The organism is Flavobacterium sp. 83 (assembly GCF_000744835.1).
GTDB lineage: Bacteria > Bacteroidota > Bacteroidia > Flavobacteriales > Flavobacteriaceae > Flavobacterium.
Genome location: NZ_JQMS01000001.1, coordinates 2,008,749 through 2,026,004, shown reverse-complemented (window position 1 = coordinate 2,026,004; position 17,256 = coordinate 2,008,749). Strand labels below are relative to the sequence as shown.

The window sequence follows — 17,256 nt, the reverse complement described above, 5'->3', positions numbered from 1 at the left end:
TATGTAAATCAAAACCTTGCTCTAGAAAAGCAAGGTTTTTTTATGCTACTAAAATACTGAAATTCAAGAGCGTGAAAAGTATTTTTAAATCCTTATTCATATTTAATCTAAATAAGTTTTGTTAAATCAAAAGTGGGTTATATATTTGCATCGTTATTTTTAATTATTCCAAATAAACAATTATGAAATATATTTTGCTTCCTACATTAACCTTATTATTTAGCTTGTCTTGTTATGCACAAGAAACAGCAAATGCATCTGATGAAAAAAATTATAATCAAACAATATCATCAGAATCTGACACCATAAAAAATAAAAAAGGAGGAATACTTAAAGAAGTCATCGTCACTCAGAATCAGCAAAAAAAACCAGTTTCTGCTTTAAGATCAGGTTTAAAGCCAATGGATACTCCACAAAGTGTACAAATAATAGGTGCTGAAATTATAGAACAACAACAAAGCATTCGATTGAGCGATGTAATAAAAAATGTAAATGGCGTTTACGTTGGTTCAGCGCGTGGAGGAGCACAAGAAACATTTTGGTCCAGAGGATATGATATGTCTGCAAACAATATGTTTAAAAATAGTTTTCGTTTAAATGCCGGTTCAATTCCTGAAGTTTCTTCATTAGAAAAAGTAGAAATATTAAAAGGTAGTGCAGCTTTATTATTTGGTAATGTAGCTCCTGGAGGAATATTGAATATGGTGACCAAAACACCTTCTTTTAAGAAAGGCGGAGAAATAGCAATGCAAATAGGAAGCTATTCCTATTACAAACCCTCAATTGATATTTATGGTCCTTTGAATAAATTTATCGCCTACCGTTTTAATGGTTCTTATGAAAATTCGGAAAGTTTTAGAGATGTAGTGAAAAAAGAACGCTTTTATATCAATCCCTCTTTTCTTTTCAAAGTCAGTAATAAAACAGAAATTACCTTACAAGGAGATTATTTAAAAGACAATTGGACACCTGATTTTGGAACAGCTATCATTGGTAGAGAAATTGTAGATCTTCCGCGTAACCTATATTTAGGTGCAACCTGGTCAAACGGTCAAACCAGACAGACAACCGTTTCTGGATTAGTTAATCATGATTTCAATAAAAATTGGAGATTAAATTTCAATTCATCTTTTCAAAACTACGATAGAACTTCTAAAGGAACAGAACGTATTGTTCCAGCTGCAAATGGTGATTGGAGCAGACCACTTGGGCAAAATAAAAATTTAGAACAAATCATTGGTGAACAAGTTAGTTTACAAGGAATTTTTACAACTGGTAAAATAAAACACCAGTTTTTTACTGGTATTGATTTAGAAAATTCCTTTCTACAAGCCTATACCTTTACTTTCAGCCCAACAACTTATGGTAGTGGCAACATTTTTGACTTCGAAAATTTCAATCAAGGAGGAGCGATACCAAATAGTACTAACACCAAAATAGTAAAAACAGAGACCAACCGTTTTGGAGTTTACGCACAAGATTTAATTTCATTGACAGAAAAATTTAAAGTGCTAGCAGGAATTCGTTGGTCTTGGCAAGAAGGACAAGCAGAAACAACTGACCTGATTAAAAATACAATTACAGAAGATAAAAAACGTATTGATGAGGCTTTTACGCCAAAAATGGGATTTGTATATCAGCCTACAAAAAACACCTCGCTATTTGCTAGTTATTCGAAATCATTTACACCAAATACAGGATTTACAGTTTACAATGAAGTAATAAAACCTTCGCTTATCGATCAATATGAGGTGGGTGTTAAAAAGGATTTTTGGAGAGGAATATTAAGTACCAACGTAACTTTATACCAAATCACAAATAGTAATTTAGCTCAAACTGCTGAATTTAAAGCTGATGGTGTTACACAAAATACGGACACTACAGTAAAAGTTTTAAGCGGAGCCACTAAAAGTAAAGGAATAGAAATAGACATTATTGCAAAACCAATAGAAGGCTTGAATATCATGGCAGGTTACAGTTACAATGATATGCGTTATACTAAAACTTCAGGATTAAACGGTAGTAATATTGAAGGTGATCGTTTAGTAAGAACCCCTGCAAACACTGCAAACTTTAGTTTATTTTATAAATTACCTACTGGTGTATTAAAGGGAATATCTATAGGAACTATGGCAAATTACATTGGGAAAAGATCTGGCGGATGGAACAATCAAATTGATACTACATTACCATCAGGAATTAATATACGAGAAATTCCATTAGATGCCTACACAACTATTGATGTATCAGCAGGGTACGAATGGAAACAATTTTCAATCTTATGCAAATTATCTAACCTTACGAATGAATTAAATTATACTGTTCATGAGAATTATAGCGTGAACCCCATTGCACCTCGCCAAATAATGACCAGTTTAAAATATAAATTCTAATTAAAAATTTAAGTGAAATACTAATCTTATTTTTTAAAAACTATTTGCACAAACGTACCACATGAAAAAAATTAACTTCCGAAATTTACACCGCGATTTAGGCTATTTCTATATCGGATTGATTATTTCCTTTGCCTTTTCAGGACTTATGATGAACCACCGAGAATCTTGGCATCCTGAAAAATATACTACAGAGACAAAATCTATTGAAGTACAATTACCCGAAGAAAGCAAAATCAACGAAAAATATGCTGAAGATTTAGGAAAAAAATTAGGCATTGATGACAAATTGAGACGCCATATGATAAAAAAAGGAACGTTAAAAATTTCTTTTGAAAAACACGATATGGAGATTGATATGAAAACAGGAAAAGGTGAAATCGTAACTTTTTTTAAAACCCCTATCATTAGTCAATCGATGACATTACATAAAAACACTTCGAATTTCTGGATTTACTATTCTGATATTTTTGCGATAAGTCTTATCATTATTGCATTAACAGGAACCATAATGATAAAAGCTGGGAAATTCAGTTGGAAAAACAGAGGCTGGAAACTGGCCGTGGCTGGAGTTGTATTTCCTCTACTCTTCTTGTTTTTGTTGAGTTAATTTTATCTTTTTTTTTAATAAAGTAACCCCGTTTAGAAATAGACGGGGTTTTTCCTTTTAAGAATGAAAAATTTTTTTTTACTATATTTGATAGAATTTATATTACAAATTCAATTTTGTAAAATTCAATTAATATGAAGTATCCTAAACTATTTTACTCTAAAAATAGTTACATTCAAACGCCAATACGAACTAAAAATAAATTGCTATGCCAAAATCAAAAAACAACCAATTGAAAAAAAGTTTAGGCTTAAGTTTTGGTATTGCAATATTAATTGGAGGAACAATAGGAGTTGGAATATTACGTACACCGGGCGTTATTGCCAGTATGTTGGACAATTACTGGCTTATAATCATTTGCTGGCTTTTAGGAGGGCTTTACATCTTAATTGGTGCAAATTCCTATGCAGAATTAGCCACTATGCTTCCCAAAGCCGGAGGTTCATATAATTATATAAAAAGAGCTTTTGGTGATTATGCCGGTTTTCTGTCAGGATGGTTTGATTATATTGCAAATGCTGTTCCACCTGCTTTTTATTGTATCGTTATCAGCGAATATATTGTTATTTTATTTCCAGATCTAGAAAGCCAATCAACAGTTATTGCCATATCGTTTTTAGCTGCCTTCACACTACTTCACGTCAGTGGTGTAAAAAATGGCAGTTTCATTCAACAACTCACAAGTATAATTAAAGTCCTCTTTTTTGTGGCTTTAATTGTTGCTTGTTTTATACATTCCGGACTAAAATTTTATCCTATCGAAAAAGATACTTCTTTTTTTGAAATGGGAATTGTATTTGGCTTTTTTAAATCGCTCCAATTAATTATTGGAACTTATGACGGTTGGTATGCCGTTTGTTTTTTTGCCGAAGAAGATGAGAACCCAAGTAAAAACATTCCTAAATCATTATATACGGGAGCCATAATTGTCATTGTAATTTATGTATTGATAAATATCGCATTTTTCCAGGTATTACCTGTCTCAGCATTGGCTAATTCTCCTTTGGTGGCTTCAGATGTTGCTAAAGTTGTTTTTGGAAATAAGGGTTCCATTATAGTTACCATTATTGCCATTTTTTCATTAATTAGCATTCTCAATGCCTATATGATGATACCGGCTCGCATATTATTCGGCTTAAGTCGCGATAGATTTTTCATTCAACATGGAAGTAGAATAAACAAAGGGGGGACGCCAATTGTAGCGCTTTTAATCTCTTCTTTATTTAGTTTATTCTTGATTAGCATTGGTTCATTTGAAATATTATTTTCATTTGGAACGTTTATGACTGTAATTGTTTGGGGATTGGCATATTGCTCTCTGATAAAATTAAGAACAAAAGAACCCAATTTACCAAGACCTTATCTATCATGGGGATATCCATGGACCTCAATCTTGATGATTCTAGCAACCTTAACTTTGTTAACGGGCTTTGCGTATAGCGACACTAAAAACTTCGTTATTATCATAATTATTACTATAATTTCATACCCAACCTACTTAATTATAGATCGTAGAAATAAAAAAAAGTAATTTCTAACGTCAAAAAACACAAACTTTTATACAGCTCAAAAAATCAGACCTGTTTTGAGCAGTTTAATTTATTACGATTCCGTTTTCCTCCAGTAATTCCAAAAGATTAATATATTGATTAGGATCGTATTTCTCAATCCCACTTTGATACCATTTTGAAATTATCTTAATTTGATAACACGTGTAGTCATCATCATCTATAGCCATGCCTAGCATACCAGCAATAAGAAAATCTTCCAAAACTTTATCAGTCACAATACGTTCAGGAATTCCATCACTAATATTCCCATTCATTCGCTCATAATCAGATCGCCCGGAATTAAATCCAATTATAAAAGCTTCTTTTTTCATTGAGTTATTAAATTCCAGAAATGGGTTGAAACCAATAGAATACCCTTTAAAATAATCTTGTCTATAAGCGGTGCTAAATGTTTTTTTCATTTTTATTAATGTGGTATTTAATAATTATACCCAAACATATTAACAATATATCAATAAATATATAAAAATCGTTTAAAGGAAAAAATACTCTTTAAATCACAATCGCAAAGACATTCGTCGATAAAATAATATTATACAACTACCTGAAATTATCGTTTTGAGCAAGCATTTTGTTCGTGACTAAAAACAAAACATTTAATTTTATATCCAAAAAATCCCAATGCTGAAATTTCAGCATTGGGATTTTAAATTTTACAAATTGACTTACTTAACCTTATTTCAGTCCAGCCAAACTGTGTTCGATCGTTTCAATTTTAGATAAAGCATCTGCTTCTTTTTGTCTTTCGTTTGCCAAAACTTTCTCCGGTGCACCAGCCACAAATTTCTCATTTGCCAGTTTATTTTGAACCGATTTCAAGAAACCTTGCGTATACACTAACTCAGCGGTTAGTTTAGCAATTTCCTCTTCTACATTGATATTTCCAGTTATTGGGATGAAATACTCATTCGATTTTACACGGAAAGACAATGCTCCTTCTACTTTATCCGAAACATATTCTAATGAAGTGATGTTTCCTAATTTAGTTATAACCGTATCAAAATAAGTAGAAACTTTATCATTGTTTATTATTTTCAATTCGATGGTGTCTTTAAACGGAATATTCTTGTCTTTACGAATCGTTCTAATTCCTGAAATCACTTCAATTGTATTTTCGAAATCAGTAATTAAACCCGTATTAAAAGATTTCATTTCTGGCCAAGTCGAAACAATCAACGCTTCCTCACTAGTTCTTTCAGCAAGAATCTGCCAAATTTCCTCTGTCAGGAACGGCATAAACGGATGCAATAATTTCAAGTTATTTTCCAGCATTTCTATAGCTTTCGCAAAAGTTACGCTGTCGATTGGCTGCTGGTAAGCCGGTTTTATCATTTCGAGGAACCAAGAACAGAAATCGTCCCAAACCAATTTGTAAATTGCCATCAACGCATCGGAAATTCTGTATTTTTCGAAATTATCTTCGATTTCCAAAAGCGTTTGTTGCAATTTGGCTTCGTACCATTCAATAGCTACTTTTGAAGATTCTGGTTGCGGTATTGCATCCGAAACTTCCCAACCTTTTATCAGTTTGAAAGCATTCCAAATTTTATTGGTAAACGCTTTTCCTTGGTTACACAATTCTTCATCAAACATGATGTCATTTCCTGCAGAAGCACTTAAAAGCAATCCCACACGAACACCATCGGCACCAAATTTCTCAATCAAATCTAAAGGATCCGGTGAATTACCTAATGATTTAGACATTTTACGTCTTTGTTTGTCACGAACCAAACCAGTCAAATACACATTTGTAAATGGTTTTTTACCGGTGTATTCATATCCTGCAATAATCATTCTCGCTACCCAGAAAAACAAAATATCCGGACCAGTTACTAAATCATTCGTAGGATAATAGTATTTAAAATCTTCACTTTCAGGATCCATTATTCCTCCAAAAACCGACATTGGCCACAGCCAAGAAGAAAACCAAGTATCTAAGGCATCAACATCCTGAGTTAAGTCTGAAGTTGTAAGTTGTAAGTTGTTGGTTCTTTCTTTGGCTAAAACTAGAGCTTCTTCGATAGATTCAGCAACTACAAAATCTTCTTTCCCATCACCATAGAAATACGCAGGAATTTGTTGTCCCCACCACAATTGACGGGAAATATTCCAGTCGCGGATATTATTTAACCAATGTGCGTAGGTATTATTAAAACGTGCAGGATGCAATTTAATTTCGCCGTCTACTAAAACGGACTTAATTGCTGGTTTTACCAAATCTTCCATTTTCAAGAACCATTGATCCGATAATCTAGGCTCAATAACGGCTTTTGTTCTTTCAGAAGTTCCTACTTTATTCAAGTGTATTTCAGTTTTGGCTAAAGCACCAATTGTTTCTAATTCTTTGGCAATTGCCTCGCGAACCACAAAACGATCTTGTCCTTGGTAGTGCAATCCAAAACTATTGAGTGTGGCATCTTCGTTGAAAATATCAATAATTTCCAAATTGTGTTTCTCTCCCAATGCCTTGTCATTCATATCGTGCGCCGGAGTCACTTTTAAACAACCAGTACCAAATTCGATATCTACATATTCATCTTCAATAATAGGAATTACTCTTCCGCAAATAGGCACAATCGCTTTTTTGCCTTTCAAATGAGCAAAACGCTCGTCATTTGGATTAATACAAATTGCAGTGTCTCCAAAGATAGTTTCCGGGCGAGTAGTAGCAATCGTCAAGAAGTCTTCACTTCCTTCGATTTTATATTTTAAGAAATATAATTTTCCTTGTTGTTCTTCGTAAATTACTTCTTCGTCTGATAACGTAGTTTTCGCTTCAGGATCCCAGTTTACCATGCGGTATCCTCTATAAATCAAACCTTTGTTGTATAAATCCACAAAAGAACGAATTACCGAAGCTGACATATCAGGATCCATTGTAAACTTGGTTCTTTCCCAATCACAAGAAGCACCCAGCTTTTTCAATTGGTCTAGAATTACGCCTCCGTATTTATCTGTCCATTCCCAAGCGTGAGCCAAAAATTCTTCGCGTGTTAAATCGTTTTTGTTGATTCCTTCCGCTTTTAATTTAGCAACTACTTTAGCCTCAGTGGCTATCGAAGCATGATCCGTTCCTGGAACCCAACAGGCATTGAAGCCTTTAAGACGCGCTCTTCGTATTAATACATCTTGAATAGTATTGTTCAACATGTGTCCCATATGTAAAACACCAGTCACATTAGGTGGTGGAATTACAATAGTATATGGTGTTCTATGATCAGGCTCCGAATGAAAATAATTATTTTTCATCCAGTAGTCATACCACTTATTCTCAATAGTTTTAGCGTCAAATTGTGCAGGAATTGTCATTTTATTGTGGATTCGTTTAATCGTTAAATTCGATTGTTTGTTTGTTTAGTTAAACGAATAACCAAAGCAACAAATAACCTTTTAAAATTTGGTCTGATATTTGTAATTCTATTTGGGACAAAAGTAAATAATTAAGTACAGTATAAAAAGAGAAATAAATATTTGTGCTTTAATTAAAAGAAAGTACATTTACTTAACCGAATCAAAAAAAAAATGAAAATGAAAAAAATAATAACGTTAATCGCAATCGTATTTGTCAGCGCTTTAAGTTTTGCACAATCTGGTGCTAAAATTGAATTTGCAGCTAAAGACAATACTATTGATTATGGCAGGATTTCCAAATCTAGTGACAATGGCATAAGAGCTTTTGAATTCACAAATACCGGAAATACTCCGTTGATTATCACTTCGGTACAATCTACTGCTAGCAGCACCATTTTATCGCAACCAAAAACAGCAATTTTACCAGGAAAAACAGGGAAAATTGAAGTAAAATACAATATGGCTCTAGGTCCTATCCGCAAAACAATTACTGTAGAATCTAATGCGGTAAATTATGAAGAAGGAAGAGTCGCATTAAAGATTAAAGGAGAAGTAATGCCTAATTAAGGCATTTTTAGATATTTTGAAAGCGCTTTTTGACACTCATTTCAAGAAGCGCTTTTTTTCATAAAATATTTTGTAGCTGAAACCTAAATTTAAGAATTTCACCATGCCTTTCAATTTCTAATACAATCCATTTTTCATCCTCCGATTTAAAAAGGGAATTAATTTCCTGTAAAGAATATTTGTATCCTAAATTTTTATTGATTGAAACAATTATATCTCCTTTTTGCAAACCAGAATTTGCTGCTGGTGAATTTTTTCTGACATTAGCAATTTCATAAACAGGTTTTAAATTGAATTTATATTTAAAATCACTTTTATCTGACTTAATCGGATCGTCCACGGTAACTGAAGGGACAGTATGTAAAATAACTGTTTCCTGTACCCATTGCAAACCGTGATGCTGTATTTCGACTCCGCTTTTGTTGTAATTAAAAACCGAAAAATATTCTTTGTTTTTCTTTAAGTATAGGAACCCATTCGCATAGTCCAAAACAACTGAAAATCTTCTCAAAATCTCACCTCCCACTGACCCCACTCTACCGGAAACCATTTTTACATTTCGAATTGAACTGGAATCCGGGAAAGCAACAATAGGATTATGAAATTCAAATTTCGACAAAGCAAATTTTGAAATTCTTGCTCTTTTCCCTTCTACATCACCACTAAATCCCTTGCCTAAATAATCATCAAAATTTTTAACAGGAACTCGTATCAATTTGGAACGACTTTCAAAGAGCCAAAGTGCATCGCTATTGCCTATATCTATTAATAATTTAGCAGGAAACTCAACTGAATCAATACTTATAGTATTTATGATGTATGGTTTTAGTTTTTCAATTGAAATAGCAACCTTCTCAAATCTTCTCTCAATTTTCTTTCGATTTTTTTCAATGTCCCTGTAAACAATTACCCTTCTTCTTTCATAATCAATTTCCACCAAATTATTTCTAAAAAACTGATATCCAATAATTCCATTTACTGGAATTCCAACATGAGAAGACAAATTAAATTCCTGATCCAAAACGATATATAGCAAATGATTATTCGATTTCACCCCTCCCGCCTCTAAGATATTATTAGTCGATTTTAAACCTTCGATGGCATCTTCACTTCCTAGACCACGCAGGGTTATTTTTTCGACATTAGAAAATTCAATTTCTTTTTTATCTTCCAAACTAAACAAAATGGTTTCTTCAACACCAGAATCCAATAAAAAATTTAATTCTACACCGTTGACCTTGATAGGAATGAAAATTAAATTATTAATAAATTTGAAAGGAATCGTCGTTTTATCAACCTTTTTACTAAACTGAAAACCATCTTGTGCTAAAATAGTCAAGGTATTGAAAAGGAGAAAAAATAAAATAATTACCTTTTTCATTAAGAATTGTTTGTATAAAGTTACTAAAAATACAACATAATAGTGCGTTTTTGATACCAAATAGACTTATTAATTACAGTAAGTTTGAAAAAAAAATTGCAAATTTGCATTTCAATAATTTTAAACATGCCAAATATATCCAACAGAGGCAAGCAAATGCCCGAATCACCAATACGAAAATTGGCTCCTTTTGCCGAAATGGCAAAAAAAAAGGGTCATAAAGTATACCATTTGAATATAGGTCAACCCGATATAAAAAGTCCCGAAGTGGCCATTAATGCCATTAAAAATATTGATTTAAGCATTATTGAATACGGTCCTTCTGCAGGTTATGAAAGTTATAGAAAAAAATTAGCCGAATTTTATACCAATCAAGATGTAAAAGTTTCTTTTGAAGACATCATGATTACTACTGGCGGATCAGAAGCACTTTTATTTGCTTTAGGAAGCATTATGGATCAGGGAGATGAAATCATTATCCCAGAACCCTTTTATGCTAATTACAGTGCTTTTTCGGCAGAATCCGGTGCTACGGTAGTTCCTGTAAATTCAGTTTTTGAAAGTGGCTTTACGTTACCTCCAATTGAAGAATTTGAAAAATTAATAACTGCAAAAACCAAAGCTATTTTAATTTGTAATCCGAGTAACCCTACCGGTTATTTGTATTCTGAATCAGAAATTTTACAATTAGGAAAACTCGCTAAACAATACGATTTATTCTTGATTGCAGATGAAGTCTACCGTGAATTTATATACGATGAAGATATTCACTATTCAGTAATGAATCTTGAAGGACTGGAACAAAATGTCATCATGATCGATTCAGTATCTAAGCGCTACAGTATGTGCGGTGCCCGAATTGGTTGCATGGTTACAAAAAACAAAGAGGTAATCTCAGCAGCAATGAAATTTGCTCAAGCCCGCTTGTGTCCGCCTACAATTGAACAAATAGCATGTGAAGCTGCCATTGATACTCCTCAAAGTTATTTTGACGAAGTAATTTCAGAATATAAAGAGCGCAGAGATACCTTAATTTCGGAATTAAATAATATCGAAGGTGTAATTGTCACCAAACCTAAAGCTGCTTTTTATTGTATTGCGCAACTTCCTGTAGATAATACAGATGATTTTGCACAATGGCTTTTAGAAAGTTATGATTTGAATGGTGAAACCGTTATGGTTGCTCCTGCTGCCGGTTTTTATTCAACCCCAGGAATGGGATTAAACCAAGTGCGTATCGCTTATGTGCTTAACAAAGAAGATTTGATTAGCGCAGTTCGTATCCTAAAAGAAGCGATACCGGTTTATAATTCAACCCGACTAAAAAAGTTAATTGAAGTAGAATAATTCCAAATTTAAAAACATCTTTACTATCGTATTGATAACCAAAAGATTTCAAATATTTAATTAAAGGCAGTAACCCATAAGTTATTGCCTTTGTTTTTTTTAATCAATTAGAAAATCATAATTTACTAAAATTGGCTATAAAGTCATCATTAAATAGTATAAACGATAGAAATTCTTTAGTTTTTATTAATTATCTTTACCCCTTAAATTTACATACCCAATATAATAGTACCTTTTGATGATAAATAACGAAGAATTTCAAGACGAGATAGGAAACAATCACATAAGTACAAGTGCAAAAAATCCAGTAAGAGACGATGCATTTGCTATTTCAGACGAAGAAAAAATAGAAAAAATTAAAAAAGATGTTGAAAATATTCTAATTACTCTTGGAATGGATTTGACAGATGACAGCATGAAAGGAACTCCTAATCGCGTTGCTAAAATGTTTGTAAAAGAAATCTTTGGAGGATTGAATCCTACAAGAAAGCCAAAAGCATCTACTTTTGACAATAATTACAAATATGGTGAAATGTTAGTCGAAAAAAACATTACTCTTTACTCTACTTGTGAACATCATTTATTACCAATTATTGGAAGAGCTCATGTAGCTTATATTTCTAATGGAAGAGTAATTGGGCTTTCTAAAATGAACCGAATTGTAGAATATTATTCTAAAAGACCTCAGGTGCAAGAGCGTTTGACAATGCAAATCGTTCAAGAATTACAAATGGCATTAGGAACTGAAGATGTGGCTTGTGTAATTGATGCCAAACATCTTTGTGTGAATTCAAGAGGAATAAGCGATATTGAAAGCAGCACGGTAACCTCAGAATTTGGTGGGAAATTTAAAGATGTTCAAACTAAGAGAGAGTTTTTGGATTATATTAAATTAGAAACAAAGTTCTAAAATACAAATAAACTCTATTTAACCGATAAAGCCCTAGCCCTGATGGAAGCGACATCCTTTTTATGGCTTTTTTAACCATAAAAAGATATAGCGTACAGCGGGAAAAAGCTCCAAAAAAGACACAAATGCCACTATATAAAAGTCAAACTCTAAAAATATACAATTCTCTTTCGGGAGAAAAAGAAACATTTACACCTATTCATGAAGGCAATGTTGGAATGTATGTTTGTGGACCAACGGTTTACAGCAATGTGCATCTTGGTAATGTGAGAACATTCATGTCTTTTGATGTTATATTTAGATATTTTTTGCATTTGGATTACAAAGTGCGTTATGTTCGTAATATAACTGATGTAGGGCATATTGTGGATGATGTGGATGAAGGAGAGGATAAAATTGCGAAAAAAGCACGTTTAGAGCAACTGGAACCAATGGAAGTGGTACAGCGATATACGGTAGATTTTCATGACATCCTGAATGCCTTTAATTTTTTGCCGCCAAGTATTGAACCTACAGCAACGGGTCATATCATTGAACAAATAGAAATCATTAAGACTATTATTGATAAAGGAATTGGTTACGAAGCCAACGGATCTGTATATTTTGATGTGGTCAAATTCAATGAAACTAATCATTATGGCAGATTAAGCGGCAGGAATATTGAAGACATGCTCGCTAATACCAGAGATCTTGACGGACAAAGCGACAAAAGAAATCCACAAGATTTTGCGCTTTGGAAAAAAGCCGAACCACAACATATAATGCGTTGGCCTTCGCCTTGGAGCGATGGTTTCCCTGGATGGCATCTAGAATGTACTGCTATGAGCACTAAATACTTAGGCAATCATTTTGATATTCATGGAGGCGGAATGGATTTAAAATTCCCTCATCATGAATGTGAAATTGCTCAAAACGAAGCCTGCACAGGTCAAACTCCTGTAAATTATTGGATGCATGCCAATATGCTGACGCTAAACGGCAAAAAAATGGCTAAATCCACAGGGAATAATATTTTGCCAAGAGAAATATTGACTGGAGAAAATACTATTTTAAGTAAAGCTTTTTCAGCATCAGTTGCGCGTTTCTTTATGCTACAAGCCCATTATAGAAGTATTCTTGATTTCTCTGATGATGCCATTGTTGCAGCCGAAAAAGGCTACAAAAGATTAATGGAGGCGATAGATGCTGCAAAAGATTTAAACACCAATCCAAACTCTACAATTGACATTGCTACTTGGAAACAGTCTTGTTATGATGCCATGAATGATGATTTCAATACCCCTATTCTAATTGCACAATTATTTGAAGGCGTTCGTTTTATCAATCTATTAAAAGAAGGAAAAGAAACTCTAACAGCCGAAGATTTGAAAACATTCACTGCTGCCATTAATGGGTTTGTATTTGATGTTTTAGGATTAGAGGATGAGAAAATTTCAGACAGTACTAATGATAAATTAGAGGGCACGGTAAATATGTTAATTGAAATGCGAAAACAAGCAAGAGACAATAAAAATTTCGCATTGTCAGACCAGATTCGGGATCAATTAATTGCTTTAGGTATTCAATTGAAAGATGGAAAAGAGGGAACTACGTTTAGCATCTAATCAATAACTTTACGACTACAGATTGAAAATTGAAATTGAATAACAAATATCGAAGTTTTAAATTCTAAAAAATAGAATCATGTTATCAAGAATCCTAATTTTTCCATTTGTAATTCTTGTTCGGTTTTATCAAACTGCTATATCTCCCTATACACCTTCAGCCTGTAGATTTGAACCTACCTGTTCTTCTTACATGATTGAGGCACTACAAACACACGGATTATTTTATGGAGCTTTTTTAGGTATTAAAAGAATTTTAAGCTGCCACCCATGGGGAAAAAGTGGTTACGATCCTGTTCCTGAAAAAAAATGCAATCACAAACATTAACTTTATATAAGTACTATTTTTACTTTAAATATATATTTTTACAATTCATAAAAAACAATATTAAATGACACACGCTTTGAACATCGTTTGGAATCCATCAGAAGGAATTGATTTGGGCTTTTTTGTAATACGTTATTACAGCCTGATGTTTGTAGTTGCTTTTGGATTAGGCTGGTACATCATGAAAAATATTTTTGAACGTGAAGGCGAATCCATAGAGAAATTAGATTCTCTTTTTATATGGACTGTTCTTGCAACATTGATTGGAGCGCGATTAGGCCATGTCTTATTTTATGATTGGGAATATTTCCGCAATCACTTACTGGAGATATTTTTACCATTTCGATTCTCGCCTAAATTTGAATTCACCGGCTTTCAAGGTTTAGCAAGTCATGGAGCGGCTATATCAATCATAATTGCCATGTACTTTTACAGCAAAAATATTTTAAAAAGACCTCAATTGTGGATTTTAGACAGAGTCGTAATCCCTGTTGCGAGTGGCGCTATTTTTGTAAGATTAGGTAATTTTTTCAATTCGGAAATTGTAGGTAAAGAAACAACATCATCATTTGGAATACGTTTTCTGCGTGACAAATTTAGCCCTGCAGATGCTGTTAACGCTACTCAAATAGCTGACCCAAAGACTGCTTACCACGCTATAGCCACTGATCCCAAATTTGCAGCATTGTTAGAACAAGTTCCTGCTAAACATCCTACCCAGTTATACGAAGCATTTTGCTACATTTTTGTATTTGCTATATTATTTTTCATGTATTGGAAAACAGAGGCAAGACTGAAATCTGGATATTTATTTGGTCTGTTTCTAGTGCTTTTATTTACAGTACGTATTGTTGTAGAATCTGTAAAAGAGAGTCAAGGAGGTTTTGAAAATGAGCTAGGCTTGCTTTCAACTGGACAATGGCTAAGCATTCCTTTTATCCTAATAGGATTGTATTTTGTTTTTACAGCCGAAAAGCCTGTTAAAGTAGAACATTAAGCCCTAAATCCCTAAAACAAAAAAGCTTCCAATATTTGGAAGCTTTTTTGTTTTATCTTTTTAAAGAAAAATGAGATTTAAATTTTTTAGGAACATTTTGTTCCATATAATCAACAGTAAACCAATAATCATTAGCTGGCATCGGTTGTCCAATATATCTTCCATCCCAACCTAAACCATTCGGTCTAATTTCTTTTAAAAGTTTACCATAACGATCAAATATCAAAATCTTAGAATCAGTTTGATCTTCTAAACTAAAAATATTCCAAGTATCATTATAACTATCATTATTAGGTGTGAAAAATTTAGGATAATCAATGACTAAAACATTATTTCTAGTTATTGGAGGGCTGCATCCATTTTTATCTTGAACAGTAATTGAATGAGTGCCTAAAGAAACGTATTCAAAAATAGGGCTTTCTTGAAATGGTCCGTCATCCAATTGATATAAATAGTCACCAACCGCAGTAGCATTAATCGTTACAATTTGATTTTTTGAAAACGCCTCCGTTACGGTCCAATCTACATTAACAAGAGTAGATTGATTGACTGTAACATTAATAGTTTTAGAAGTTGAGCATTGATTTGGATTTGGAGTAAATACATAAGCTCCGCTTGTAGTATTAATAACTATTGGCAACCAGGTTCCTGTAATTCCATTTGGCGATATACTATTCAAAATAGGAACTGCATTACCGGAACAAATTGACAAATCAGTAAAACTGGGCTGAATTAAAGGATTTATAATTACAGCTAAAGTTTGAGTTGTAGCACATTCCGTTGCATTTGGCGTAAAAACATAACTGCCGCTTGTAGTATTACTAATTGTTGCGGGTGACCAAGTACCACTAATCCCATTTGGAGAAGTGGTGGCTAACAGCGGTGCAGCCGAACCAGAACAAAATGAAGGAATCGCAGTAAAATTTGGGGTTGTTTTTGGAATAACAACTACGTTCAAAGTTTGAGTTGTTGCACATTGATTCGCGTTCGGTGTAAATACATAACTACCATTAGCTACATTATTAATATTTACCGGAGACCAAGTTCCAGTTATTCGGTTTGGTGACGTATTAGTCAAAAGTGGAGCTGTAGAACCAAAACAGAAAGGAGGAATATTAGTAAAATTAGGGGTTACAACAGGCACAATATTTATTGTGACAGTTGATAGCGCCAAAGAACTACATTGACCTGAATTAGGGGTAAAAGTATAAGTAATTGGGCCCAAAACTGCTGTATTAACTGCAGATGGACTCCAAGTACCTGAAATAGCCGTTGTGTTATTTGAACTTAAAGGCAAAATAGGCGGTGTTGCATTCTGACAAACCGTAGTTGGAATTCCGGTGAAGGTTGGTGTTGTCAATGGCTTAACCGATACATTCAAAGTTTGCGTTGTTGCGCAAGGAAATAATACTGGATCAGGCGTAAAAATATAATTCCCACTTGTAGCATTGCTTATTACAGCCGGAGACCAGGTTCCAGTTATACCATTTGGGGATGTAGTTGATAAAACAGGTGCTACACTTCCTGAACAAAAAGGTGCTATCGCGGTAAAATTTGGAGTTACAATACTCGTTGGGGAACATATTGTAGTACAGCTTTCTGTTTGGGAAGTCACACAAGGTTTTGCACCAACTGCTGTAAGAGTGAATACTACTGTTTGTTTTTCATTCAAACCTGCTACTGTAAAGTTAGAAGGAGCATTATGTGTGCCTGTAATAGGTAATCCACCATCAATTGTATAACTATAGGTAAAACTAGATTGTCCAGTATTCGCAAAATCAAATTTAATAGAATTTGGTGTTACTGTTTGGCAATATAAATCTAATTGTTGATTAACGTATACATATATTGGAGTTCTAGGCGTACTTTCAACTCCACTTACTATCTGCGTTACATAATAAGTAATCGGGCTACCTCCAGTTGCAGCTGTAGCTGTCGAAGGTGTTGGAGCAGTGATAGAAAATGTCCCTCCTGTAACTGCTGTATACCATCTTAAAGTCCCTCCTCCAGAAGATATTGCAGATAAAGGAGTTGCAGTTTCATTCAAACAATAATACAAATATTGCGGATTTGGAGTTGGAGGTGTAGTTTGACCAAAAATACTGGAACCAAGAAACAAATCAGCAAAACAAACAAAGACTAATAAAATTATACTCTTTTTCACTGTTCAAATTTTAAAAATAGATTGGATTAAGGT

At 33.5% G+C, this 17,256-nt stretch carries 13 protein-coding genes; 9 read left to right on the top strand and 4 right to left on the bottom strand.

Features of this window, described 5'->3' with window-relative positions; all coding sequences use genetic code 11:
- Positions 1 to 182 precede the first annotated feature (182 nt).
- The 3 genes from T410_RS08915 to T410_RS08905 all read left to right on the top strand — a co-directional run bounded on the left by T410_RS08915 (position 183) and on the right by T410_RS08905 (position 4,534).
- Positions 183 to 2,393: a TonB-dependent siderophore receptor gene (locus T410_RS08915; protein ID WP_035670702.1), complete on the top strand. Its 2,211-nt coding sequence runs from the start codon at positions 183 to 185 to the stop codon at positions 2,391 to 2,393.
- A 61-nt stretch (positions 2,394 to 2,454) separates the two neighbouring features.
- A complete protein-coding gene (locus T410_RS08910; RefSeq protein ID WP_035670701.1) occupies positions 2,455 to 3,003 on the top strand; it encodes a PepSY-associated TM helix domain-containing protein in 549 nt (182 codons plus the stop codon).
- A gap of 208 nt (positions 3,004 to 3,211) precedes the next feature.
- Positions 3,212 to 4,534 carry an APC family permease gene (locus T410_RS08905; RefSeq protein WP_035670699.1) on the top strand — a complete coding sequence of 441 codons (1,323 nt, stop codon included), beginning with the start codon at positions 3,212 to 3,214 and terminating at the stop codon, positions 4,532 to 4,534.
- A 63-nt stretch (positions 4,535 to 4,597) separates the two neighbouring features.
- Here the strand turns inward: T410_RS08905 and T410_RS08900 are convergent, their stop codons facing one another.
- Together T410_RS08900 and T410_RS08895 are read right to left on the bottom strand one after the other, a co-directional pair.
- Positions 4,598 to 4,975, bottom strand: coding sequence for a hypothetical protein (locus T410_RS08900; RefSeq protein WP_035670697.1), 378 nt, complete (start codon positions 4,973 to 4,975; stop codon positions 4,598 to 4,600).
- 274 nt (positions 4,976 to 5,249) lie between these two features.
- A complete protein-coding gene (locus tag T410_RS08895; protein ID WP_035670694.1) occupies positions 5,250 to 7,883 on the bottom strand; it encodes a valine--tRNA ligase in 2,634 nt (877 codons plus the stop codon).
- A gap of 219 nt (positions 7,884 to 8,102) precedes the next feature.
- Here T410_RS08895 and T410_RS08890 point away from each other — a divergent pair, with 219 nt between their 5' ends.
- A complete protein-coding gene (locus T410_RS08890) occupies positions 8,103 to 8,492 on the top strand; it encodes a DUF1573 domain-containing protein (RefSeq protein WP_035674306.1) in 390 nt (129 codons plus the stop codon).
- A gap of 58 nt (positions 8,493 to 8,550) precedes the next feature.
- Here the strand turns inward: T410_RS08890 and T410_RS08885 are convergent, their stop codons facing one another.
- Positions 8,551 to 9,873, bottom strand: coding sequence for a retropepsin-like aspartic protease (locus tag T410_RS08885; RefSeq protein ID WP_035670691.1), 1,323 nt, complete (start codon positions 9,871 to 9,873; stop codon positions 8,551 to 8,553).
- Between the two features lie 126 nt (positions 9,874 to 9,999).
- On the opposite strand from T410_RS08885, the gene T410_RS08880 reads away from it, so the two are divergent.
- The 5 genes from T410_RS08880 (at position 10,000) to lgt (ending at position 15,059) form a co-directional block, all read left to right on the top strand.
- Positions 10,000 to 11,220: a pyridoxal phosphate-dependent aminotransferase gene (locus T410_RS08880; protein ID WP_035670689.1), complete on the top strand. Its 1,221-nt coding sequence runs from the start codon at positions 10,000 to 10,002 to the stop codon at positions 11,218 to 11,220.
- Between the two features lie 238 nt (positions 11,221 to 11,458).
- The gene (folE, locus tag T410_RS08875) at positions 11,459 to 12,130 is read left to right on the top strand and encodes a GTP cyclohydrolase I FolE (protein ID WP_035670686.1); all 672 of its coding nucleotides are present in this window, start codon (positions 11,459 to 11,461) and stop codon (positions 12,128 to 12,130) included.
- A 125-nt stretch (positions 12,131 to 12,255) separates the two neighbouring features.
- The gene (gene cysS, locus T410_RS08870; RefSeq protein WP_035674303.1) at positions 12,256 to 13,734 is read left to right on the top strand and encodes a cysteine--tRNA ligase; all 1,479 of its coding nucleotides are present in this window, start codon (positions 12,256 to 12,258) and stop codon (positions 13,732 to 13,734) included.
- A 79-nt stretch (positions 13,735 to 13,813) separates the two neighbouring features.
- A complete protein-coding gene (yidD, locus tag T410_RS08865) occupies positions 13,814 to 14,062 on the top strand; it encodes a membrane protein insertion efficiency factor YidD (RefSeq protein WP_035670685.1) in 249 nt (82 codons plus the stop codon).
- Between the two features lie 64 nt (positions 14,063 to 14,126).
- The gene (lgt, locus tag T410_RS08860; protein ID WP_035670683.1) at positions 14,127 to 15,059 is read left to right on the top strand and encodes a prolipoprotein diacylglyceryl transferase; all 933 of its coding nucleotides are present in this window, start codon (positions 14,127 to 14,129) and stop codon (positions 15,057 to 15,059) included.
- Positions 15,060 to 15,111: 52 nt separating this feature from the next.
- Here lgt and T410_RS16475 read toward each other — a convergent pair whose 3' ends face one another.
- Positions 15,112 to 17,223: a T9SS type B sorting domain-containing protein gene (locus tag T410_RS16475; RefSeq protein WP_051929379.1), complete on the bottom strand. Its 2,112-nt coding sequence runs from the start codon at positions 17,221 to 17,223 to the stop codon at positions 15,112 to 15,114.
- Between the last annotated feature and the right edge of the window lie 33 nt (positions 17,224 to 17,256).